Source organism: Mesorhizobium sp. Ca11 (assembly GCF_020165275.1).
Classification (GTDB): Bacteria; Pseudomonadota; Alphaproteobacteria; order Rhizobiales; family Rhizobiaceae; genus Mesorhizobium.
Map to the genome: position 1 here is coordinate 234957 of NZ_JAIUHU010000005.1, position 21934 is coordinate 256890.

Sequence of the window (21934 nt, forward strand, 5' to 3'; positions counted from 1 at the left end):
TCTCACGATGCCTTGGGGCCGAGCGTGCCGCCGAGCAGGCCCTGCGGCCGCAGCACCAGGATCAGGATCATCACGACCAGCGAATAGGCGTCGGTCCATTCCGGATAGCCGTAGCCGGCGCTGAGACCGTCGACCAAGCCGAGCACCAGGCCGCCGACGACCGCGCCGCCGACATTGCCGAGGCCGCCGATCAGCGAGACGGCGAAACCACGGATGATGATGACGCTGCCGGTAAACGGTGTGATCGGAAACAGCGAGATCATCAAGGCGCCGCCTATTCCGGCAAGCAGGCTGCCATAAATGAAGACGCCGGTGACGTAGCGGCGCACCGGAATGCCCATCAGCTCGGCGGTGTCGCGGTCCGCAACGCTCGCCCGCAACGCCATCCCATAGCGGCTGCGCGAGATGCCGAAATAGGTGATCGCCACGATGATGGCCGTTATCGCGACGACGATCGCGCGCATGGCGATGATGTCGACGCCGCCGATCGTCCAGACCAGGCCGACCGGGTCGGTGATGCTTTTCTGGAATTCGTTGAACACGCGGATGACCGCATGCTGCAGGATGACGCTGAGGCCGATCGACATGATGAAGCCGTTCATCGGCCGGTTGAGCGTGAAGCGGAACAGGCATCTTTCGGCGGCAAAGCCGAACGCGCCGACCAGCAGTCCGGCGAGCACAAGGGCCACGAAGAAGTTCATGCCCATGCCGACCATGAACCAGGTCGCCATGCCGCCGACCATCAGGAACTCGCCATGTGCGAAATTGACGATGCCGGCGAGACCGAAGATCAGCGTGATGCCGATGCCGATGAGAATGGTGACGCTGGCAACCGAGAGGCTGTTCACCAGTTGCTGCACAAAAATGTCCATCGTCGTATCCGGGTGGCGAGCCTGCAAGGGGAGGATGGACGGAACCTCGCCGCCCATCCCGATGTCGGATTTTGTCGCGGGCCGGCTCAGCCGCCGTTGTCGCCGGGCGGCGGAGCGGCCGGCGGCTGCTCGACCGCGCATTTGAACTGGTCGGATGTGTTGGGCTCGACCATGCAAACCTCGGTCGCGAAGGTGACCTGGTGGTGCTTGTTGAACACAAGCGGCACCGGCGACACGACGCCCTTGTAGTCCGACTTCAGGAGCTCCGCGACCACCGCGTCCGGATCGTCGATCTTGCCGACCTTCTCCAGCGCCTTGGCGTACCAGAAGAAGTAATCGTAATAGAGCAGCGAGACTGAGGACTGCGGGCCCTTGGCGGCGCCGAGGCCGAAATACTTGTCGAAATACTGCTTCACTTCGGGGTATGGCGATGAACCCCAGCAGACCGGCACGCAGCTCAGCGTCACCGGCACATCCGCCTTCAGGCTGCGCTCCTGATAGATGCCCGGATCGACGCCGAACAGGAAATAGGACGGCGCCACGCCGAGCTTGAGAGCTTGCGGGAAAGCGGTGAGCGTGGAGTCGCCATTGTACCAGAAATGCACGATGTCGGGCTTCATGCCCTTGATGCGGGTGAGCAGCGGCGAGAAGTCGGTCGTGTCCGGCGGATACTGCACCAGGTCGACTTTCTGGCCTTCCGCCTCGAGCGCCTTGACATAGTGCGAGGACAGATACTGCCCGGTCGCGTCATTGCCGACGAACACCACCGAATGCTTCGGCGGCGACTTCAGCTGCGGCGTCAGAAGCGAGAGCACGCCCTTGGCGGTGCTGCCGCTGCGCTGCCATTCCTGCGGCTCGCTCTGGAACGTGTAGTGGAGCCAGCCATCCTCGGCGACGGCCTTGTCGTCGAGCACGGCGCCGAGCGAGCTGTTGCCGGAAAACTGCAGGACCTTGGCCGGGCCGGTGATCTTGGCCATGGATACCGAGAAGTCATGCGTCTCGGTGCCCCAGATCGCCTTGACGCCGATGTCGTTGACCAGCTCGCGCGCGGCCGCGATGGTGACGTTCACATCCGTGCGGTTGTCGCGGATATAGAGCTTGATCTTGTAGGTCTTGTCGCCGACCTTGATGCCGCCGGCGTCGTTGATCTGCTGCGCCGCCAGGTTGGCGGCGCCGACGATGGTGTTGCCGGCCGAAACGAACGAGCCCGACTGCGCGGCGATGACGCCGATGGGCAGCTCCTCGTCGGCGCGGGCCGTCTGCAAAGCCATGGCGAGCCCCGCGGCCGCGATGGTCAATCCAAGTCCTAGCTGTCTCATGCATGTTCCTCCCGTTACATGGCCAACTTGTCATACAACCCTATTACCATGTAACATTGGTGTCAACACGACCTCGGCCTCGAAGCGAGCGGCCAAGTTGCGTGTCGCGCCTTTGGTTCTTCCCTATTTGATCTCCCAGCTTGGGCGAGGAAGTTCATTGCAGTCGGTGCGAGGCGCTGGACAAAGATGCCCAACGCAGAGACATGCGCAGCGATCATGTGCTGATGAATGTGGCCCGGCAACCGCAAAGGCGGGAGGACTCAGAGCCTTGCCGCCGTCACAGCGACAAGCGGTAGGCCTCGACGGCAGAAGCGCCAAAAATGTGCGAACGTTCCTCTTCGGTCAGCCCGGAGAGGCAATCGTCGAAGGCGCGTTTGACCGTCTGATAGTCGGCTGCGACCAGGCAGACCGGCCAATCCGAGCCGAACAGGCATCGCGACGGGCCGAAAATGGAAAGGACCTCGTCCACATAGGGCTGCAGATCCTGTTGCTTCCAGTGCCGCCAGTCGGCTTCCGTGACCATTCCGGACAGCTTGCACCAGACATGGTCCCGATGGGCCTTGAAGCCTTGCATCAATCCGGCCCATGGCTCCATCGCGTGCTGCGCAATGCGCGGTTTTGCGATGTGGTCGACCACGAAACGCAAATTGCGATGCCGCGCCACCGTCTCCAGGGCAGCCGGAATCTGCGGCTCCTTCAACAGCAGGTCATAGGCGAGCCCCGCTTCGGCGACAGCCGCCAGCCCGCGCTGGACATCGGCGCGCAAGAGCCAGTTCGGATCCGCCTCGTTGTGCACGAGGTGACGGATGCCGACCAGGTAGCGGCCATCTGGCCGCGCCTTCAGCTTGGACAGCGTGGCGTCGACCTCGGGATCGGTGAGATCGACCCATCCGACGACGCCGGCGACGAAATCGGTCCGGCTGGCTGTCTCCAGGAATGCGCGCGTCTCGTCGAGCGAATGCCATGTCTGGACAAGGATGGTCTTGTCCACGCCGGCCGCCGCAAGCGCTGGCCGAAGATCGTCGGGCGAAAACACCCGGCGGATGGCGGCGTAATCCTCCGTCATCCAGCCACAGGACCCGTCCGCCGGATCCCAGAAATGCTGATGCCCATCGATGATCAGTTGCTTACCAGCAACCAGGGGCCGACCGGCTGTCATGGCGCTCACCAGCGCTGGTGGACGGAGGCCTTGATGCGCCGCTCATAGATGTCGGCGATGCGCTCCATCAGTTGCGGCGACAGCGCCGGCAGGTCGGACGCGGCGGCGTTCTCTTGCGCCTGCCTGACCGACTTGGCGCCCGGAATGGTGACCGTCACCGCCGGGTTCATCAGGATCCAGCGCAGCGCCCATTGCGCCATGGTGGCGCCTGGCGGCAGCAGCGCCCGCAATTCCTCGACCGCTTGCAGGCCTTCCTCGTAATTCACGCCGGCGAATGTCTCGCCGACGTCGAAGGCCTCGCCCTGCCGGTTGTAGCTGCGGTGGTCCTTGGCGCTGAAGCTGGAATCGCTCTTGAACTTGCCGGACAGGAGCCCGCTGGCCAGCGGCACCCTGACGATGATGGCAACGTCCTTCTGGCGCGCCATGTCGAAGAACAGTTCCGCGGGCCGCTGCCGGAAAATGTTGTAGATGATCTGGACGCTGACGACGCCGGGATATTGCAGCGCCTTGATGCCTTCCTCGACCTTCTCGACGCTGACGCCGTAGTGACGGATCTTGCCTTCCTCGACCAGCTTCTCCAGCGCATCGAAGGTCTCGGGCTGATAGAAGACTTCTGTCATCGGACAATGAAGCTGCACCAGGTCCAGCACGTCGACCTCGAGATAGCGCAGGCTGCGCTCGACGAAGCTGGTCAGGTTCTGGCGATTGTAGCCTGCGGCGACATGCGGGTTCAGCCGCTTGCCGGCCTTGGTGGCGACCATCGGCCTCGCGCCGCCCCGCCCCTTCAGCGTCTTGGCGATCAGTTTTTCCGCCCGGCCGTCGCCATAGACATCGGCCGTGTCGATCATCGTCACGCCTGAATCGAGCGCCGCATTAAGCGCGGCGATGGCGTCCTTCTCCTCGACGTCGCCCCAATCGGCCCCGATCGCCCAACTGCCGAAGCCGATTTCCGACACTTGCCAGCCGGTGCGGCCAAATCGCCTTTGATGCATAGAAACCACTCCTCAAAGACCACGTCCTCTTGACGGGTCATGCCCGCAGGAATATCAGATCGAATGGTTGTATGACAACCCTGTAAGCATGCAAAAGGTGATGACGGAAATGCTGGTTTTGGATCTACCGGCAGGCTGGAGGACGGCGGAATGTTCCTGGCATGGGCGCATAATGCCAATCACGGCCGGCCGCACTTTGAAAGTCGCGTCGTAGCTGCCTATCGCGGTGCGCCATGCGCCGCTCGGGCGCCCTCGCCCGATCTATTTCAGATGTGCGGTTCCGTCTCGGAGCTGCTCGAAGCGCTTGTAGGAACGGGAAAGATGCAGCCGCATCGCGCGCTGCGCCGCCTTGGCGTCGCGTGCTGCGATGGCATCATGGATCGCCCGGTGCTCGCGCCGCGTCCGCTCGAAATGCCGCTCGCGCTCGTCGGGCTCCATCTGGTCGAATTGCGTCCATTGGCGGGGGATCATCGCAGTGCCGAACGTGTCGAAGAGCCGGCTGAAGTAGGCGTTGTGCGAGGCGAGCGAAATCGCCCGATGGAAAGCCGCATCCTCGGTCGCGGCGAGACCCGTTTCGGCGATCGCCCGGTCGATTGCGTCGAGCTGCTTAGCCATAAGCCCAAGGTCTTTGGCGGTGCGGCGCGTGGCCGCCAGCGCCGCCGCTTCCGCCTCGACGCCCATACGCAGCTCCAGCACCGCCAGGATCTCGTCGATCGATTCGACATCCGTCGGCACGATCGAAAAGGTTTTCGGCGGGGGCTCCTGGGCCACAAAGGCGCCGAGGCCCTGCCGTGTCGTGATCAGCCCCCGTGCGCGCAACGATGCCAGCGCCTCGCGAACCACCGTCCGGCTGACGCCCGTCGCGTTGACGATCTCCTGCTCGGTGGGAAGCCGCTGGCCAGGCGCAAGATCGCCGGCCTCGATCTGCGCGGCAAATTTCTCCACCAGTTCGCCCCTGAGATTGGGGGACTGGCGAATGGCGCCGAACATTGCTCCCTGGCGATCCGTCATCGGAAAACCGGCCTCTTAAATCGATTCTCAGGCCAAGGATCGCACCGCTTGGTTGCAACGGCAATCTTTCGTTTCCAATGCATGCCCCCCGGAAGTGCACAGTGGTTCCCGGACAACGACATGCATCAAAACAGAAATTCCAACAGCACTGGAAGACCAACATGAAGCAGAAAATCGGCTTTATCGGCCTGGGCGCGATGGGCTCGGGCATGGCTGCCAACCTTCTGGCTAAGGGCTGGCCTCTGACGGTCTGGGCGCACCGAAACCAGGATGCGGCGCTGAAGCTGGTCAACGCCGGCGCCCGCCAGGCGGCGACACTACGCGCGCTCGCTGAAGGTTGCGACATTGTTTTGATCTGCGTTACCGGTTCGCCGCAGGTCGAGGCGGTCGTGAAAGGACCGGACGGGCTTGCAGCCTCCGGCAAGCCGCTATTGATAGTCGACTGCTCGACCTCTAACCCCTCCTCGACGATAGCGCTTGCCGCCGAACTCGCCGCCAATGGCGTGACGTTGATCGACGCGCCGTTGGCGCGTACGCCCAAGGAAGCCGCCGAAGGCAAACTCGATGTCATGGTCGGCGGCGCGGCGGAAGCGATCGCCCGCGCGCGGCCGGTGCTCGAAGCCTTCGCCGCGCGAATTATCCACACCGGCCCTACCGGCAGCGGCCACACCATGAAGCTGCTCAACAATTTCATCTCAATGGGTTATTCCGCGATCTATTCGGAGGCACTCACGCTGGGTGCCAAAGCCGGGCTGACGCCGCAGGTCTTCAACAGCGTGATTTCCGGCAGCCGCATGGATTGCGGCTTCTACCAGGCCTTCTTCGACTTCGTGCTGAACCGCAACGAGAACGCCCAGCGCTTCGCCATCGCCAATGCGCTGAAGGACATGACCTATCTTGCCTCCTTCGCGCAGGCCGCCGGCATCGCCAACCCGGTCGGCGCCGTGGTCCGCAACGGTTTTGCCACGGCGGTGGCTACGGGGCACGGAGAAAAATTCGTGCCGGCGCTGTCGGATATTGTTGCTGAGCTCAACGGCGTTTCATTGATTGAGGCTGCGGCCGAGTGAGGGAGGTGGCTGCGCGGCCCTACCCCGCCGCCCGCCCGCGCACGGCCTTTCGCAACCTCGAATGCCGTGTCGGCGACGCGGCCTCAGCGTCGCCGCCTGGCAGTCCAACGCGTGAGGCCGCACCGGCGAGATGCCGCGTCATTGCCGCGCTCGCGCCCTTCGCGTCGCCGGCCTTGATCGCCGCCAGGATGCGTTCGTGCTCGCCCAGGGTCGTGCGCGCCATGTCGTCGGACTTCTGCTGGTTGCCGGCGGCAAGGATGCTCTCACGCACCCGTTCCGAGACGAAGACGAGGAACTGGCCCATATAGGGGTTCTGGGTCGCCTCGGCGACGGCGCGGTGGAAACCGAGATCGTTCTTCAGCCAGGCGACGCTGCCATAAGGCGCGGCGCGCATCCCATCGAGCGCCTGTTCCATCGCCTCGATGTCGGCGTCGGAGCGGCGGGTCGCGGCCAGCGCGGCGATCTGCACTTCCAGCATGCCCCGCAGTTCGAAAAGATTGCGAAAGGAATCCGCCCGCTGCAAGGTCTCATAGTCGATCGTCAGCACCGTGGCGTTGGTCGCGTCGGCGACGAAGGCACCCCTGCCCTGCTGCGACCAGATGCGGCCTTCGGAGCGCAGCCTGGCGATTGCTTCACGCACCACGTTGCGGCTGACCCCGAAGGTGGTCGCCAGCGCCTGCTCGGTCGGCAGCTGATCACCGGGTTTGAGGCGTCCTTGTGCGATCTCGCGCGAGATGGAACTCGCAACCAGGGTGGATAGGTGCGGACCGCGATTGACCTTGTCGAGCTTCAGCGTCATCGCTCACCTATAGTCGAGCACGGATGCGGACGCCAGAATGCGGCCGTTGCTCAATATATGGCGCGGATCGAAAGCGTCCTTGATGCCTGCGGCGAGATCGAGCGTCACCGGATCGATGCGGTCGAGGAAGGCCCGCTGCTTGACCCGGCCAATGCCGTGCTCTGCACTGATCGAGCCACTATAGCGGTCGACGACGGCGAAAATCTCCGCTTCCGCCTCCTCGAACAGATGCTCGATCGCCTCGGCCCCCATGCCCTCCGGCGGCACGACATTGAGATGGATGTTGCCGTCGCCGATATGGCCGTAGGTGACGGGCAGCGCGTCGGGTCTCGCCCGTCCCAATTCGAGCAGTGCATCGGTGACGAAATCGGCAAGCTTCGAGATCGGCACGGAGACGTCGGTGCGCAGATAGCGGCCGCCGCGGCCCTGCCGCTCGACCATGATCTCGCGGTAAAGCCACAGGCGCTCGGCCTGCGCCCGGGTCGATGCCACAATGCCGTCCTCGACAAGATCCTCGACGCCGGCGAGAAAACTCAAAAGCATATCCTTGAGGTCGATCAGCCCACCGGACGAAACCTCGATCAGCACATAGGCGGGATAAGGCTTGCCGAGCGGATCGGGGAAATCCTTGCCCTCGCGCATGGCGATCTCGATACCGCCGCGCAGGATCAACTCGAAGGCGGTTAGCAAGTCGCTACAACCGCGCCGCGCCCGCGCATAGAGCGCCATTGCATCCTCGACGGAGCGTAGGCCGACAAGCGCCGTTTCGATCTGCGTCGGCTTGGGAAAGAGTTTCAGCGCCGCCGCGGTGACGATGCCGAGCGTGCCTTCCGAGCCGATGAAGACCTGCTTCAAATCGTAGCCGCGATTGTCCTTGCGCAGCACCTTCAGCCCGTTCCAGATCCGGCCGTCGGCCAGCACGACTTCGAGGCCAAGCACCAGGTCGCGCGTCATGCCGTAGCGCAGCACGTTGAAGCCGCCGGCATTGGTGGCGACATTGCCGCCGATGCGGCAGCTGCCTTGCGCTCCAAAGGTGATCGGCAGGATGCAGTCACTCTCCTCCGCCGCGCGCTTGGCGTCCTCGAGGATGCAGCCGGCCTCGACCACCATGGCGAAGTCGATCGGACTGATCGAGCGGATCCTGTTCATGCGCTCCAGCGAGACGACGACCTCATTGCCGTCAGCCGCCACCGCCGCGCCGACAAGGCCGGTCAGCCCGCCCTGCGGCACGACGGGGATGCGCTCGGCATGACAGTGCCGCATCAGCGCCGACATTTCTTCCACCGAGCTGGGCCGCGCCACCGCCAGCGGGCGGCCGACATGGTCGCCCGACCAGTCGCGGCTGTAGCGCGCCAGGTCTTGCGGTTCGGTCAGCAGCCCGCCATCGGACAGCACGCCGGCGAGGGCGGCGATCAGCGATGCGGAAATGGGCGGCACTGCATTCATGAATTGAACCTGGACCTTCCGGAAACGACTGGACAACCACTAATCTTGTCGTGTTATCATACAACCCTGATTGAGAACATCAAGCGATAGCACGCTTCTTCCCGAAGCCGCTTGATGTGGATGGTCAGACCGGCAAATCACTGAATTCGGAGGACTTTCCCAATGAGCGACGCCCCCGGCTTTCGCTATATGCACACCATGATCAGGGTGCTCGACCTCGACAAGTCGATCGCCTTCTACACCGAGGTACTCGGCATGACCTTGCTGCGCCGCGAGGATTATCCCGGCGGCAAGTTCACCAACGCCTTTGTCGGCTATGGACCCGAGGACAAGGAAGCCGTCGTTGAGCTGACGCTGAACTGGGGCCGCGAAGAACCCTATGAGATCGGCACCGGCTTTGGCCATCTGGCGCTCGGCGTCAACGATATCTACGCCGTCTGCGCCGAGCTCGAGAGGCGCGGTGCCAAGATCCCGCGCAAGCCCGGACCGATGCAGCACGGCACCACTCACATCGCCTTCGTCGAGGATCCCGACGGCTACAAGATCGAGCTGATCGGCCTGGACACGATGCAGTAAATTCAGCCCGGACCGCACCGGCTCATTGCCGATGCGGTCCCACTGCGTCCGCGTTTGCTTGGGAGGCGGTGCGGATAGGTTCGTCACTTGATGACCGCGATCTTGCTGCGGTCGATGGTTATGGCGACGGCGGCGATCAGCACCGCGCCGAACACCATGTTTTCCAGGAAGATGTTGACGCCGACGAAGGTCATGCCGATGCGCACGATCGAGATGATCAGCGCGCCGACCGCGGTGCGCGCCACGCCGCCCAACCCGCCGGTGATGGCCGTGCCGCCGACGATGACGGCGGCGATGGCGGGGAGCAGCAGCTGGTTGGCGAGCACCGGCGAGCCGCTGGACAGCCTGGCCGCCAGCACGACGCCGGCGATGGCCGCCAGAATGCCCGATGCGGCAAAGGCGATGATCTTGGTGCGGTCGACATTAATGCCGGCCGCCCACGCCGCCGGTTCGCCGGCCCCGACCGCGATCGCCTGGCGGCCGAAGCGGGTGTAACGCAGCGCGAGGAAGCTGACGATGCCGATCAGGGCCGAAATCAGCACCACCATCGGCAGGCCGAAAATCGTAGCGTTGATCCACGCCGTCTTTTCACGCCCGGCTTCCTCGATGGTGATGGCGCGGCCGTTGGAGACCCAGAGCGCCAGGCCCGTGACCACGCCGCCGGTAGCCAATGTCGCCACGAAGGACGGCACGCGCAGCTTGACGTGGACGATGCCGCTCAGCAGCCCGAAGGCGAGGCCAGACAGGATCGCCACCGGGAACGCGGCGAAGCCGAGCGAGGGCAGCAATTGCGCCAGCATCACACTCGCCAGCGAGGCGACCGCCTGGATCGACAGGTCGATGCCGCCGAGCAGGATGGCGAAGGTGACGCCGGTCGCCAGCATAAACAGCACGGCGGTGTTGGCAAAGAGCAGCGCCAGCGTCTCGCCGGTCAGGAAGCCGGGCGCGGCGATCTCGATGATCAGCAAAAGGGCGACAAGCAGCACCAGCGGGATGGCGCCTTGCGTCCACTTGCCCTCGAAGACCTGCTTGATGGGAAAACTTTCATTCATCGGCTTACACCATCGCTCGTAGCAACTCGACCTGATCCGGCTTGTTGCCGGGGCTGGCATCGAAGCGCGCGGTGATCTCGCCGTCGCGCATCACCAGAACCTGGTGCGACAGGCCGATCGTCTCCTCCAGCGTATCGGAGATCAGAAGGATCGCCACGCCTTGGTCCGAGAGGTCGCGCACCAGCTCGTAAACCTCTTCCTTGGCGCCGACATCAAGCCCGCGCGTCGGATGGTCGAGCACCAGGATGCGCGAGCCCGCCGTCATCCAGCGCGCCAGCACCACCTTCTGCTGGTTGCCGCCACTGAGCTTGCGGCAGGCGGCGTCGGGCCCGGGCGCCTTGATGCTGAGCCGCTTGATCCAGTCAGCGGCAAGCCGCCGCTCCTTGCCGTAATCGATGGCGCCGTTGCGCATGACGCTCGAGAGATCCGCCAGCGAAATGTTCTCGGCGATCGACAGAAACATCACCAGGCCTTCGAGCCTGCGCTCGCGCGGCACATAGCCGATGCCCTTGCGCACTGCCGGCTCTGGCGAGCTGAAGCGAACCGTCTCGCCGGCGATCTTCATCTCGCCCGCATCATGTGGCAGGAAGCCGCCGACCGTACGGGTAACCTCCTCGCGTCCGGAGCCGACGACGCCGGCGATGCCGACGATCTCTCCGGCGCGGATCGAAAGGTCGACACCATGATAGAAGCCGCTGGCGCCCAGGCCCCTGGCCTCGACCATGATCTTATCGCCCGGCGGCTGCTGACGGGCCTCGCGATAATATTCGGCCTGCAGCCCGCGCCCGACCATGATCTCGTGCAGCTCCGGCGCGGTGACTTCCGCGGCGCGGTGTTCGGCCACGACCGCGCCGTCCTTCATCGTGTAGACGCGGTCGGAAATCGCCAGCACTTCGTCGAGGCGATGCGACACGAAGACGAAGCTGGCGCGGGATTTGAGCGAGCGCACCCGCGCGAACAGAACCTCGATATCGGCGGCGTTGAGCACCGAGGTCGGCTCGTCGAGCAAGATGAGCAGCGGACGCTCGACCATCTCCTCCAGCGTCAGCGCCTTGGCGAGCTCGACCATCTGGCGCGCGGCGAAGGTCAGTTCGGAGGTGCGCGCGGTGACGTCGATGTCGACGCCGATCTTGGCCAGTTGCCGGCGCGCCGCAGCATTCATGGCGCGCCAGTTGACAAGACCGAAGCGGGTGAAGCGGTCTTCTTCGCCGAGATAGATGTTTTCGGCGACGGTCAGGTTGAGCACCAGCGATTGTTCCTGGAACACCATGCCGATGCCGTTCCTGGCCGCGTCACGGGCGTTGCGTAGCTTGAGCTGTTCGCCGTCGAGGGTGATCGTACCGCCATCCGGCCGATAGCCGCCGGCCAGCAGGCGCATCAGCGTCGACTTGCCGGCGCCGTTCTCGCCGATCAGTCCGACCACCTCGTTCGGCCGCACCTCTATGGAGACGTCGCGCAACGCCTGGACGCCGGGGAAATTCTTGATGATGCCGGTTGTATGCAGCATGGCGCTCACTTCACGATCTTCAGGCGAACGCGGTCGAGCGACAGCGCCACCGCCGCGATGATCATCAGGCCCTGCACCGTCTGCTGGATGTAAGGCGAGATGCCGAGCAGGATCATGCCATTGGCCAAAACGGTGACGATCAGCACACCGATCAGCGTATTGACGACGCCACCCTCGCCCCCGGTCAGCGCCGTGCCGCCGACGACGACGGCCGTGACCGCCGCGAACAGCCTGCCGTCGCCGATGACGGCGTGCGACTGGCCGAGCTGAGCCGCGGCAAGCACACCGGCAATGCCGAAGAAGAAGCCGGCCAGCGCAAACGCCGCGATCCGCACGCGCACGACATTGACGCCGGAGAGCTTGGTCACGTCCTCGTCGCCGCCGATCGCCAATATGTGGCGGCCAAGCCTGGTGTGATACTGGATGACCGCTGCAAGCGCGAACGCGCCGAGCGCGACCCAGACCGCCAGCGGCAGGCCGAGGAAACGGTGCAAGGCGAGATTGCGGATCGAGGCGTCGTTCAGTCGTATGGCCGAGCCGCCCAGCATATAGACCGACAGGCCAAGTCCGATGAACCACATGCCGAGCGTCGCCATGAAGGACGGGATGCGCAGCATCGTCTGGACGAGACCGCTGATGAGGCCCATGACCGTGCCGGCGGCGATCGCCGCCAGCACCGCCCACCAACCATAATCGTTGCCGTTGCTGTCATTGGCGGCGAGCAGCACCACCACCATCGCCGCCACAGACAGGGTACCCTCGACGGAAAGGTCGATGCTGCCCATCAGAATGATGAATGTCAGGCCCATCGCCAGTGTCAGCGGCACGGCGGCGGAGTTCGCTAGCCGCACCAGATTGCGCAGCTCGATGAAATTGGGATTGGCGATGGTGATCAGAACGCACAGCACGACCAGCACCGCCAACGGCGCGAGCCTGCGCCAGCGCCTGCCGCCGAGCATAGTGGCGATGCGGCCGGGGAGGAATGTCATAAGCGTTGTCCGCTCGATGTCCGAAACGGACTTCAGGGGTTCTGTATCGATTGTCAACAAACCGCTTCCCGTCTGCTGGTGACAGGCGTCGTGGCCGCGGGCGCAAGACGCCGGCAAAAAGGGGCGGGCCGCTGCCAGGGAGAAGCCGGCCCGCCCCAAACGGGTCAGGCCCGGATCGCTCCGGTCACCCGGCCCCAGAGATCGTTCCAGTCAATCTCGGGCTTCGACTCGACATTGGTCTTGTAATATTCCTCAACATTGTCGTGCGAGATCAGCACCGCCTTGCCGTAGAATTCGCGGTGTTCCGGCGGCTCCTTGGCCGGGTCGAACTTGCCTATCTTGGCGTTGTAGCCGATAGCCAGCCCCATGCCGCCCTGCCAGAACGGATCCGAGGTGATCGTGCAGGCGAACTCGCCGGTGCGCACCGCGTCGACCGCCGTCTTGATGCCGTCGACACCGACGATCGGCACCTTGCCGGCGAGGTTTTCGGCGCGCAGCGCTTCGAGCGCACCGGAGCCCATGTCGTCATTGGCGGCCCAGATGCCCTTGATGTCGTCACCGAAACGGGTCAGCAGATTGCCCATCAGGTCGAAGGCCTCGGTGGATTTCCAGTTTGCGACCTGGAAGTCGAGCAGCTTGATGTCGGGGTTCGCGGCGAGCGCAGCATCGAGGCCCTTCTTGCGTTCAATCGCTGCTGTAGTCGAGATCAGGCCGCCGAGCGCGACGATGCCGCCCTTGCCGCCCATGGCCTTGAACAGAATCTCGGCGATGGTCTTGCCGCTGGCGATGCCGTCGAACTCGATATGCGAGACATAGTTCGGGTTGAAGTCCTTGGGGTGCAGGTCGGCAGGCTTGTTCCACTGCGTCACGACATAGGCGCCGGCCTTGGCGCATGCTTCGACGATCGGGCGCGCGTCGGGCGTGTCGTTGGGATCGGAGTTGAGCACCATGTTGCCGTTGGTCTTGGCCAGCATCGCTTTGATATCGGCGATGCCCTTCTCGCTGTTGCCTTCCGAGACCAGCGTGACGTGCTCCAGCCCGGCCCATTTGGCATAAGCCTCGGCGCCGGTCTTCCACACCGCGTGATAGGGATTGGACAACGAGCGGATCGACGTCACCAGCGTCGGCTTGTCGGCCGCGCGCAGCACATTCGGCATCGCCAGCGTCGCCGCCCCGGCGGCAGCGCCCAGCATCAGCGTCCGGCGGCTCACCCTGCCGGAAAAAACAAGACCATTGCTGTCCTTCATTTCGAACCTCCCGATTGAATTGTTTCCGCCCGGCTCGTGCGCAGGGAGCGCGGCCGGGTCCTCCGGAGACGGGCCGTCAAGTTCCTCTACTTGTACGACAACCCTTCAACACGGCAACCATACCCTTTCTCTTGACGTGGCACAAGCGACTTGAGATCGTCGCGCGTAAAAGCGCGAGGCCGGATTTGCCTCGGCAAGGGAGCGAGAATGGCGGACTATATCATCGTTGGCGGCGGCTCGGCCGGCTGCGTGCTTGCCGCGAGGCTGAGCGAGGATCCAGGCCTGTCCGTCGTCCTGCTCGAGGCCGGGCCGCCCGACACCGACCGATACATCCACATGCCGGTGGGCTTCTTCAAGATGACGTCCGGGCCGCTGATCTGGGGTTATGACGCGGCACCGGGCAAGGAGATCGACGGCCGCGTCATGGTCTACCCGCAGGCGCGCGTGCTCGGCGGCGGCTCCTCGATCAACGCCCAGGTGTTCACGCGCGGCTGCCCACAGGACTATGACGACTGGGCGGCCGACTTCGGCTGCGCGGGATGGAGCTACGCCGATGTGCTGCCATATTTCGTTCGGTCCGAGGGCAACGACACTTTTGCCGGTTCCCAGCACGGCATCGACGGACCGCTCGGCGTTTCCAGCGGCACGCCGCACCCGCTGACCAGGATCTTCGTCAAGGCGGCGCAGCAGGCTGGCCTACCCTTCCGCGCCGACTTCAATGCCGGCGAGCAGGAAGGCGCCGGCTTCTACCAGACGACGACGCGCAATGGCAGGCGCTCGAGCACCGCGGTCGCCTATCTGAAACCGGCGCTCGGCCGCGGGAACCTGACGCTGCGCACCGGCGCCACGGTCAGCCGCGTCGTCGTCGAGAGGGGTCGGGCCGTCGGCGTCGAGATCATCGTCAACGGTCGCGCCAAGTTGCTGCGCGCCGAGCGCGAGGTGATCGTCACCGCCGGCGCCATCGGCTCGCCGAAGCTCCTGATGCTGTCCGGCATCGGCCCTGCCGCGCATCTCGAAAAGCATGGCATCAAAGCTGTGCATGATCTCGCTGGGGTCGGCCAGAATCTACACGATCACATGGACGTGGACGTCGTCGCGGAACTCAACGGGCCGCACGGCATCGACCGCTACAAGAAGAAGCGTTGGCAGGCCGTCGCCGGCCTCGAATATGCACTCTTCGGCAAAGGACCGGTTGCCTCCAACATCGTCGAAGCCGGCGGTTTCTGGTGGGGCGACCGCTCGGAAAAGACGCCAGATATCCAATTTCATTTCCTGCCCGGGGCCGGTGTCGAGGAAGGCATCGGCTCGGTCCCCGGCGGCAATGGCTGCACGTTGAACTCCTACCATGTGCGGCCGCGTTCGCGCGGCAGCGTCACTTTGCGCTCGGCGGATCTGCGCGATGCGCCGGTTATCGACCCCAATCCCTTCGCCGAACGCTACGACGTCGAACGCGCCATCGACGGCATCGAGATCAGCCGCGAGATCCTCTCTCAGCCGGCCTTCGCCAAATACATCAGCCGCGAGCATTTGCCTGGAGCGGCGACAAAGGGCCGCGCGGCGCTCGAAGCCTTTGCCCGCCAGCATGGCCGCAGCGCCTACCACCCGGTCGGCACCTGCCGCATGGGCGGCGATGCCGACAGCGTCGTTGATCCGGAACTGCGCCTGCGCGGGCTGCAAGGCTTACGCGTCTGCGACAGCTCGGTGATGCCACGCATCGTATCATCGAACACCAACGCAGCGGTGATCATGATGGCCGAGAAGGCGGCGGATATGATCACCGGGAGGACACCAGCGGCATAGCTCACTCGAAGGGGGACAGTCCGGAAGGACAGGCTCCTTTAGTTTATCCTCCTGCCGCTCTCGGCGTCGAACAGATGTACCTTATGCATCATGATCTCCAGGTTCACCTCCTGATCCGGCTTGAAGGGCGGCCGGTCCCGGATCTCCGCCATCAGGTCGACGCCATCGGCGGTCAAGGTGATTTCCTGCGCTTCACCGGTCGGCTCGACAACCTGGACTCTCGCCTGTGCGTGGTTGCCTCCGACAGCGATGTGCTGAGGACGAATCCCGTAAACCACACCTTGCTTGTCCCCCACCCCTGCCATGTGAGGCAAGGGCAGGCGTAGGCCCTGCTCCGCGATGAATGCGCCACTCTGGATGCGGCCGTAGATGAGATTCATTTCCGGCGAGCCGATAAAGCCTGCGACGAACAGATTGGCCGGGTTCTCGTAGAGTTCGGAGGGAGTGCCGATCTGTTCGATGCGGCCCCTGTTCAGCACCACGATGCGGTCGGCGAGCGTCATCGCTTCTGTCTGATCATGCGTGACGTAGATGCTGGTTCGTCCCAGCCGTTGGTGCAGCTTCTTGATCTCGGCACGCATCTTCACGCGCAGCTTGGCATCGAGATTGCTGAGCGGCTCGTCGAACAAGAAGGCCGCAGGGTCGCGGACGATGGCGCGGCCCATGGCGACACGCTGGCGCTGGCCGCCGGACAATTGACGCGGCATGCGCCCGAGCAGGTCCTGCAGACCGAGGATCTCGGCCGCGGCCTTCACCCTGGAGACGATCTCTTCCCGGGGAACCTTGGCCAGCCGCAGCGCGAAGCTCATATTGTCGGCCACGCTCATATGCGGATAGAGGGCATAGCTTTGGAACACCATGGCTATGTCGCGCGACTTGGCCGGCATCTCGTCGACGACGCGTCCGCCGATGCGGATCTCGCCAGTCGTATGCTCTTCGAGCCCCGCGATGATGCGCAGCAACGTTGACTTGCCGCAGCCCGACGGACCGACCAGGACCACGAACTCGCCGCTGGCGATCTCGATGTTGACGTCGCGCAGAACTTCCACCGCCCCGAAGCTCTTGCCGAGCTGTTCTATCTGGATTGCAGACACCTATTCTTCTCCCGTACCGGCACGGCTCATTTTCGTTGAGCCTGCCGCCATGCGCGGTATTCAGCCTCGCCCTCGGGGCTCAACGGGTAGTATTTCCGCAGGTCTCCTCCTTGCGCGAGCCGCAAGCGCGAAAACTCTTCCCACTCGATATGCGCGCCGGCGAGTTCGACCAGTTTGGGGGCAAGGCCGACCGGCACGACAACCACGCCATCGTCGTCGGCGACGATGATATCGCCCGGGATGACCAGCACGTTCGAGCAGGCGATCGGAACGTTGACGGCGAAGGGAACGATGTTGGTCTGGGCATGGAAATTCGGCGTGACGCCTCGCACCCAGATGCCGATGTCGAGCGCCGCCGCCTGGGCGGAATCGCGAATACAGCCGTCGATAACGACGCCGGCGCCGCCACGCCCGGCGAAATAGGTCAGCATCATCTCGCCGAAGATACCGCTGCCTAGATCGCCACGGGCATCGACCACCACCATGTCGCCGGGCTGAGTGGGATAAAGCACGTGCCGGTGCAGTTGCCGCTCCGGCTCCTCGTATTCCGTCTCGTTGTACAGATCCTCGCGCTTCGGCATGCACTGGAGGGTCAGGGCCGGCCCCGCCGCTGTGCTGCCGAGCCTCAGCGGACGCGGCCCACGGATTTGCGGATCGCGAATGCCCATCTTGTGGTAAAGCTCGCTGGCCAGTGTCGCCGAACCGATCGCCGCCAGCGCGTCGACCAGTTCTCGTGACGGCCGGGGAATGTCCGGTATCGCCGGTATCTGGTCAGCTTCCATTCCGTTTCCTCCAATGTGCGGCGAGGTGCGAACCCTCGCTAATCGTCACTCAGTTGCATTCAACCTTAGTCGAAGCCGTTCAGCCGCGAACCGCGCCGGTCGTGAGCCCCTTGACCAGCAGCCCCTGGGCAAACCAGACGAACACCAAAGTCGGGATGACCATGAGCACGCCGGCAGCCGACATGGCGCCCCAGTCGATGCCGAACTGCGAGACGAAATTGGTGAGACCGACCGGCAGCGTCTGCGCGGCCTTGCTCGAGGTCAGCGTTAGCGCGAGCAGCAGGTCGTTCCAGGTGAAGAGGAAGGTGATGACAGCGCTGGCGCCGATGCCCGGCGCAATCAGAGGCGCGACGATCTGGACCAGCGTGCGCACGGTGCCGGCGCCATCCGACTGGGCAGCCTCCTCGATCTCTTTCGGCACATCCTGGATGAAGCCCAGAAGCAGCCAAATGGCAACCGGCAGCTTGGCGGCCGTATGGCTGAGGATCAGCGCCCAGACAGTGTCGAGCAGGCCCATGGCGGCGAACACGGCGAAGAGCGGGATGGCAAGCGCGATGACCGGGATCATGCGCATGATCAAAAGCAGCCCGAAGATCAGCATGGCGCCCGGCATCCTGAAGCGCGACAGCGCATAGGCGCAGGGGATGGCCAGCAGATGGACAAGGATGACCGTCGCCACCGAGACGATGACGGTGTTCCAGACATAGCCCATCGTGTCGTACTGGGCGAAGACCGCGACATACTGTGTCAGCGTCGCTGTCTCGGGGATGATGTGCACCGGAACCGAGAAGATATCGGCCGAGCTTCGGATCGAGGTCAGGAACAGCCACACCAGCGGAAAGACGGTGAGCGCGACTGTGACGACTAGCGCCAAATACTGACCGGCGATTCCCGCCGTGAACCGGCGGCGCCGGCGCTTTGGCATGGAACGTGCGCTGACGATGACGGCTTCGCTCATATCGCCCTCCGTTTCGCAATCAGCCACGGCACTCCGTAGAGCAGGGCGAGCACGAACAGCGACATGCCCAGCGCGATGTAGGAGACCGCCGCCGCGTGTCCGAAATCCACCGCCTGAAACGCCAGCAGGTAGGAATAGACCGTGAGCAGATTGGTGGCGCCGCCCGGGCCGCCCTGCGTCATCAGCCAGACGACGTCGAAGGTGCGGAAGGTGTCGATGATGCGCAGCATCAGCGCGATCATGATGACCGGGCGCATCAGCGGCAGAACGATGTGCCAGAAGCGCTGCCACGGCGTCGCGCCATCCACCGTGGCTGCCTCGAGCGGCTCCTGCGGCAGGGATTGCAGGCCGGCAAGGAACAGAAGCACCATCAGTGGCGTGTTCTGCCAGACGTCGGCGACGATCACCGAGACGAGCGCCCAGGTCGGGTGGTTGAGCCACGGAATGTCAGGCAGGTTGAACATGCGCAGCAGCGCGTCGACCAAGCCGTATTGGGTGTTGAACAGCCATCGGAAGTTCAGGCCGACGACGGCGGGCGCAATCATCGGGGGAACCAAAAGCAACGTGCGCGCAAGCCGCATGCCGCGCAATTTGCCGTTGACCAGCACGGCGATCGCCATGCCAGCCACCACTTCGATCGTGATGGAAACGACGCTGAAAATGGTCTGGTTTCGCAGCGCCTGGTTGAACTGGCGGCCAAAGAGCTCGTCGGTGTAGTTTCCCGTTCCGATGAATGGCGCCGACCCGCTCAGATCCCAGCGGAAGAAGCTCATGACGAAGGAGTATCCGAGCGGATAGATCAGGATGGCCAGCATCACGAGAAGCGCCGGGCTGGCCAGGAGGTAACCTCTCTGCCAGGTGTAGGGCAGCGGCGAACGTCGCCGGCGCCCTGGCGCCCGGTGCTGTGCGACGGCCGCCATTCTCAGTCGTAAGCTCCGGCCCGGCGCATGATCTCTTCCGCCTCCTTCGCCGCCTGATTGAGCGAGTCGGCGGGCGAAACCTGATCTGACAGGGCTTGCTCGATGGCCGAGAACATCAAGGTGCAGACCTTCGAGAAGCCGGCGAGCTTGGGCCATTCCTTACCGTTCGCGATCGTCGTCTCGAGTTGCTGCAGCCAAGTGGCCTGCGGGCCCTTGGCCGCAGCGATCACTTCCTTGGCCAGACTCTGGCTGCTCGGGAAGTTGGTGAACTGGTCGAACTGGAGCCGCTGGGCGTCGGTACTGACCGTGTATTTGATGAACTCGACGGCGGGTTCCTTGCGTCCGGATTGGCCGTTCAGCGCCATGGCATGCGAGATGGCGCATGAGATCGCCTCCTTGTCCCGCACATAGGGCGCCGTCGACCATTTACCGACGACGCGCGAGGTTTCCGGATTAGACAGGGTGGCGAAGGCGCCCGGCCAATCGAAAGTGGCATAGACCGTGCCGGACGAGAATTCCGTCGAGTTCTCGTTCCATTGATAGCCAACGGCGTCGGGCGGCACGATTTTGTGCTTCTGGATCAGATCGCGATAGAAGGTGAGCGCCTTGATGCCGGCTTCGGAATTGAACGCCGGCTTGTTGGCCTGGTCGACCCAGTCACCGCCTGCCTGCCAAAGCAGGTCGCTGAAGGTGCGCTGGGCGGGGTCCCCCTGCCCCGGCACGACAAGGCCATAGTGCCCGTTGCCAGTGAGTTTTAGCCCGACATCGACGAGTTCTTCCCAGGTTCCGGCCGGCTTCAGGCCCTTCTCTTGGTAGATGTCGCTGCGGTAATACTGAACGCGCGCATCCATGTTGCGCGGAATCGCCGCCAGATTTCCGGTCTTGGGATCGCGCAGGTATTTAACCGCGACGGGATAGAAATCTGCCAGCTCGGAGTCGCTGAAATAGCTGTTCAGCGGCGCGAAATGGTTGAAGTAGGAATCGATCTGCGCGGTGTGGGTGCTGTAGACATCGTACTGGCTCGACCGTGCCGCGCTCAACGTGACCACCTTCGCCGTCAGGGGCGTGAATTCCAGGAGGTCGTAGCGAACCTTGATGCCGGTCTTGGCGGTGAAGTCCTGGACGATCTTCTCCCAATATTTGGGATAGAGCGGGCCGCCCGTGATCAGCAATGCGGTGATCTCTTTAGCGTCTGCCCTGGCAACCCACGGCGCCGCAAGCGAGCCGGCCGTCACCGCCGCGCTCGCGGCAAGGAATTTGCGTCTCGATAAGGTTCCGGACATCACAATCTCCTCCTGGTTTGATGGATCGGTCCGTCCAGGGACGGCCGACGACTTTCGCCCTCGACAGTCCGCCGGCGTGCTCCTCCCGCGGCGAGACTGCCTGTATGGGTTCCCGGACGACGCTTGCGAGCCTCCGGGCGATCGGGCACTTGCGCTCCAACACGCCTCAGTTGGTAAGGCGTATCGATCTTGATCTCGGACGGCGGCAAGAGGGCACGGCGACTGGACACCGCTCGATCCCTTTCCGCAGGCCGTGTTATAGGCTAGTGAGCGTTTTTATGAGATAAGTTGACTGCATATCTAGCTATCAGCCTATAAGCTTATCAGACAAGTGGATGTTAGTGATGGATACCGTCGAGGTCAAGCTTCAAACTTTGCCCAAGCAGGTAGCTGGTGTGCTGGCGCGACGCATCGCCGCCAGCGGTGTCGCCGGCGCCCAGGGGCCCTCGGAACAGCAGATCCTTCAGGAGTTCGGGGTCTCGCGCGCGGTCGCGCGAGAGGCGCTGAAGATCCTGGCGTCGCTCGATATGATCGAGATCGCGCAGGGCCGGCGCGTGGTGCTGCGTCCAGCCGAGGAGTGGGACTATCTCAGCCCATTGCTCATCGACTGGCTGCCGCACGAGCAGATGCGCGAGATCCTGGCCGAAGCGCACGCTACGCGGATCATCATCGAACCGGCCATCGCCGCCATCGCGGCCAAGCATATGACCAAGGAAAACCTCGAGCGTCTTGGCACCTTGCTGGCGGCGATGTCGGCCAGCGAGGACAATCCGGATGCCTATCTGAAGCTCGATCTGGATTTCCACATGGAGATTTGCCGCGCGGCGCAGAACAGGATTCTCGACCGTTTCATGTATTCGTCCCGATGGTGGCAGATGGCAAGCAGGCGCATCAGCAATCAGATGCCCCATGCGCTTCCCTCCGCGACCGAAATGCACAGGGCAATCTACGAGGCGCTCGTGGCGCGCGATGAAAAGCGAGCCGAAGAAGCGATGCGCCGGCACCTCAAGAAAACCACAGCGGTCGGCTTGCCTCGGTGAAGAAGCAGCGCAGCCAGCATT

20 protein-coding genes are annotated in these 21934 nt (G+C 63.8%); 4 read left to right on the top strand and 16 right to left on the bottom strand.

Features of this window, described 5'->3' with window-relative positions; genetic code table 11:
* Positions 1–2 precede the first annotated feature (2 nt).
* The 5 genes from LB538_RS11445 to LB538_RS11465 all read right to left on the bottom strand — a co-directional run bounded on the left by LB538_RS11445 (position 3) and on the right by LB538_RS11465 (position 5353).
* Positions 3–872, bottom strand: coding sequence for a branched-chain amino acid ABC transporter permease (locus LB538_RS11445; protein WP_224523107.1), 870 nt, complete (start codon positions 870–872; stop codon positions 3–5).
* An 86-nt stretch (positions 873–958) separates the two neighbouring features.
* Complete coding sequence (locus LB538_RS11450; RefSeq protein ID WP_224523109.1) at positions 959–2191, bottom strand: ABC transporter substrate-binding protein; 1233 nt, start codon at positions 2189–2191, stop codon at positions 959–961.
* A 277-nt stretch (positions 2192–2468) separates the two neighbouring features.
* Positions 2469–3350, bottom strand: coding sequence for an amidohydrolase family protein (locus tag LB538_RS11455; RefSeq protein ID WP_224523111.1), 882 nt, complete (start codon positions 3348–3350; stop codon positions 2469–2471).
* A 5-nt stretch (positions 3351–3355) separates the two neighbouring features.
* Positions 3356–4342: an aldo/keto reductase gene (locus tag LB538_RS11460; RefSeq protein ID WP_140839181.1), complete on the bottom strand. Its 987-nt coding sequence runs from the start codon at positions 4340–4342 to the stop codon at positions 3356–3358.
* Between the two features lie 261 nt (positions 4343–4603).
* Positions 4604–5353, bottom strand: a complete 750-nt coding sequence (locus tag LB538_RS11465; RefSeq protein WP_095768598.1) for a FadR/GntR family transcriptional regulator — start codon at positions 5351–5353, stop codon at positions 4604–4606.
* A 77-nt stretch (positions 5354–5430) separates the two neighbouring features.
* Here LB538_RS11465 and LB538_RS11470 point away from each other — a divergent pair, with 77 nt between their 5' ends.
* A complete protein-coding gene (locus LB538_RS11470) occupies positions 5431–6420 on the top strand; it encodes an NAD(P)-dependent oxidoreductase (protein WP_224523113.1) in 990 nt (329 codons plus the stop codon).
* 19 nt (positions 6421–6439) lie between these two features.
* On the opposite strand, the gene LB538_RS11475 is transcribed toward LB538_RS11470, so the two are convergent.
* Entirely contained in the window at positions 6440–7219 is a 780-nt protein-coding gene (locus LB538_RS11475) for a FadR/GntR family transcriptional regulator (protein ID WP_140839188.1), read from the bottom strand.
* Positions 7220–7222: 3 nt separating this feature from the next.
* A complete protein-coding gene (locus LB538_RS11480; protein WP_224523123.1) occupies positions 7223–8665 on the bottom strand; it encodes an FAD-binding oxidoreductase in 1443 nt (480 codons plus the stop codon).
* Between the two features lie 162 nt (positions 8666–8827).
* Here LB538_RS11480 and gloA point away from each other — a divergent pair, with 162 nt between their 5' ends.
* Positions 8828–9241 carry a lactoylglutathione lyase gene (gloA, locus tag LB538_RS11485; protein ID WP_224523124.1) on the top strand — a complete coding sequence of 138 codons (414 nt, stop codon included), beginning with the start codon at positions 8828–8830 and terminating at the stop codon, positions 9239–9241.
* A gap of 83 nt (positions 9242–9324) precedes the next feature.
* Here the strand turns inward: gloA and LB538_RS11490 are convergent, their stop codons facing one another.
* From LB538_RS11490 to LB538_RS11505, 4 genes are all read right to left on the bottom strand, one after another.
* A complete protein-coding gene (locus LB538_RS11490; protein ID WP_224523125.1) occupies positions 9325–10293 on the bottom strand; it encodes an ABC transporter permease in 969 nt (322 codons plus the stop codon).
* A 4-nt stretch (positions 10294–10297) separates the two neighbouring features.
* Complete coding sequence (locus LB538_RS11495; RefSeq protein WP_224523126.1) at positions 10298–11800, bottom strand: sugar ABC transporter ATP-binding protein; 1503 nt, start codon at positions 11798–11800, stop codon at positions 10298–10300.
* A gap of 5 nt (positions 11801–11805) precedes the next feature.
* The gene (locus LB538_RS11500; RefSeq protein WP_224523127.1) at positions 11806–12789 is read right to left on the bottom strand and encodes an ABC transporter permease; all 984 of its coding nucleotides are present in this window, start codon (positions 12787–12789) and stop codon (positions 11806–11808) included.
* A gap of 164 nt (positions 12790–12953) precedes the next feature.
* Positions 12954–14036, bottom strand: a complete 1083-nt coding sequence (locus tag LB538_RS11505; protein ID WP_224523128.1) for a sugar ABC transporter substrate-binding protein — start codon at positions 14034–14036, stop codon at positions 12954–12956.
* A 207-nt stretch (positions 14037–14243) separates the two neighbouring features.
* On the opposite strand from LB538_RS11505, the gene LB538_RS11510 reads away from it, so the two are divergent.
* Positions 14244–15836, top strand: coding sequence for a GMC family oxidoreductase (locus LB538_RS11510; protein ID WP_224523129.1), 1593 nt, complete (start codon positions 14244–14246; stop codon positions 15834–15836).
* Between the two features lie 38 nt (positions 15837–15874).
* Here LB538_RS11510 and LB538_RS11515 read toward each other — a convergent pair whose 3' ends face one another.
* From LB538_RS11515 to LB538_RS11535, 5 genes are all read right to left on the bottom strand, one after another.
* Positions 15875–16930, bottom strand: a complete 1056-nt coding sequence (locus LB538_RS11515; protein ID WP_224523130.1) for an ABC transporter ATP-binding protein — start codon at positions 16928–16930, stop codon at positions 15875–15877.
* A 26-nt stretch (positions 16931–16956) separates the two neighbouring features.
* Entirely contained in the window at positions 16957–17697 is a 741-nt protein-coding gene (locus tag LB538_RS11520) for a ribonuclease activity regulator RraA (protein ID WP_181174716.1), read from the bottom strand.
* Positions 17698–17791: 94 nt separating this feature from the next.
* Positions 17792–18670 (bottom strand): carbohydrate ABC transporter permease, encoded by an 879-nt coding sequence (locus tag LB538_RS11525; protein ID WP_140839207.1) that lies wholly within the window; start codon positions 18668–18670, stop codon positions 17792–17794.
* On the bottom strand, positions 18667–19590 hold the full coding sequence (locus LB538_RS11530; RefSeq protein ID WP_224523131.1) for a carbohydrate ABC transporter permease: 924 nt from the start codon (positions 19588–19590) through the stop codon (positions 18667–18669). The genes LB538_RS11525 and LB538_RS11530 overlap by 4 nt, the downstream gene beginning before the upstream one ends.
* A 2-nt stretch (positions 19591–19592) precedes the next feature.
* On the bottom strand, positions 19593–20873 hold the full coding sequence (locus LB538_RS11535; RefSeq protein ID WP_224523132.1) for an ABC transporter substrate-binding protein: 1281 nt from the start codon (positions 20871–20873) through the stop codon (positions 19593–19595).
* Positions 20874–21217: 344 nt separating this feature from the next.
* On the opposite strand from LB538_RS11535, the gene LB538_RS11540 reads away from it, so the two are divergent.
* Entirely contained in the window at positions 21218–21913 is a 696-nt protein-coding gene (locus LB538_RS11540) for a FadR/GntR family transcriptional regulator (RefSeq protein ID WP_224523134.1), read from the top strand.
* The last annotated feature ends 21 nt before the right edge of the window (positions 21914–21934 follow it).

Excerpts from the sequence above, each read along its gene's own strand:
- LB538_RS11445 (WP_224523107.1), bottom strand. The coding sequence starts at position 872 with ATGGACATTTTTGTGCAGCAACTGGTGAACAGCCTCTCGGTTGCCAGC.
- LB538_RS11450 (WP_224523109.1), bottom strand. The coding sequence starts at position 2,191 with ATGAGACAGCTAGGACTTGGATTGACCATCGCGGCCGCGGGGCTCGCC.
- LB538_RS11455 (WP_224523111.1), bottom strand. The coding sequence starts at position 3,350 with ATGACAGCCGGTCGGCCCCTGGTTGCTGGTAAGCAACTGATCATCGAT.
- LB538_RS11460 (WP_140839181.1), bottom strand. The coding sequence starts at position 4,342 with ATGCATCAAAGGCGATTTGGCCGCACCGGCTGGCAAGTGTCGGAAATC.
- LB538_RS11465 (WP_095768598.1), bottom strand. The coding sequence starts at position 5,353 with ATGACGGATCGCCAGGGAGCAATGTTCGGCGCCATTCGCCAGTCCCCC.
- LB538_RS11470 (WP_224523113.1), top strand. The coding sequence starts at position 5,431 with ATGCATGCCCCCCGGAAGTGCACAGTGGTTCCCGGACAACGACATGCA.
- LB538_RS11475 (WP_140839188.1), bottom strand. The coding sequence starts at position 7,219 with ATGACGCTGAAGCTCGACAAGGTCAATCGCGGTCCGCACCTATCCACC.
- LB538_RS11480 (WP_224523123.1), bottom strand. The coding sequence starts at position 8,665 with ATGAATGCAGTGCCGCCCATTTCCGCATCGCTGATCGCCGCCCTCGCC.
- gloA (WP_224523124.1), top strand. The coding sequence starts at position 8,828 with ATGAGCGACGCCCCCGGCTTTCGCTATATGCACACCATGATCAGGGTG.
- LB538_RS11490 (WP_224523125.1), bottom strand. The coding sequence starts at position 10,293 with ATGAATGAAAGTTTTCCCATCAAGCAGGTCTTCGAGGGCAAGTGGACG.
- LB538_RS11495 (WP_224523126.1), bottom strand. The coding sequence starts at position 11,800 with ATGCTGCATACAACCGGCATCATCAAGAATTTCCCCGGCGTCCAGGCG.
- LB538_RS11500 (WP_224523127.1), bottom strand. The coding sequence starts at position 12,789 with ATGACATTCCTCCCCGGCCGCATCGCCACTATGCTCGGCGGCAGGCGC.
- LB538_RS11505 (WP_224523128.1), bottom strand. The coding sequence starts at position 14,036 with ATGAAGGACAGCAATGGTCTTGTTTTTTCCGGCAGGGTGAGCCGCCGG.
- LB538_RS11510 (WP_224523129.1), top strand. The coding sequence starts at position 14,244 with ATGGCGGACTATATCATCGTTGGCGGCGGCTCGGCCGGCTGCGTGCTT.
- LB538_RS11525 (WP_140839207.1), bottom strand. The coding sequence starts at position 18,670 with ATGAGCGAAGCCGTCATCGTCAGCGCACGTTCCATGCCAAAGCGCCGG.
- LB538_RS11530 (WP_224523131.1), bottom strand. The coding sequence starts at position 19,590 with ATGGCGGCCGTCGCACAGCACCGGGCGCCAGGGCGCCGGCGACGTTCG.
- LB538_RS11535 (WP_224523132.1), bottom strand. The coding sequence starts at position 20,873 with ATGTCCGGAACCTTATCGAGACGCAAATTCCTTGCCGCGAGCGCGGCG.
- LB538_RS11540 (WP_224523134.1), top strand. The coding sequence starts at position 21,218 with ATGGATACCGTCGAGGTCAAGCTTCAAACTTTGCCCAAGCAGGTAGCT.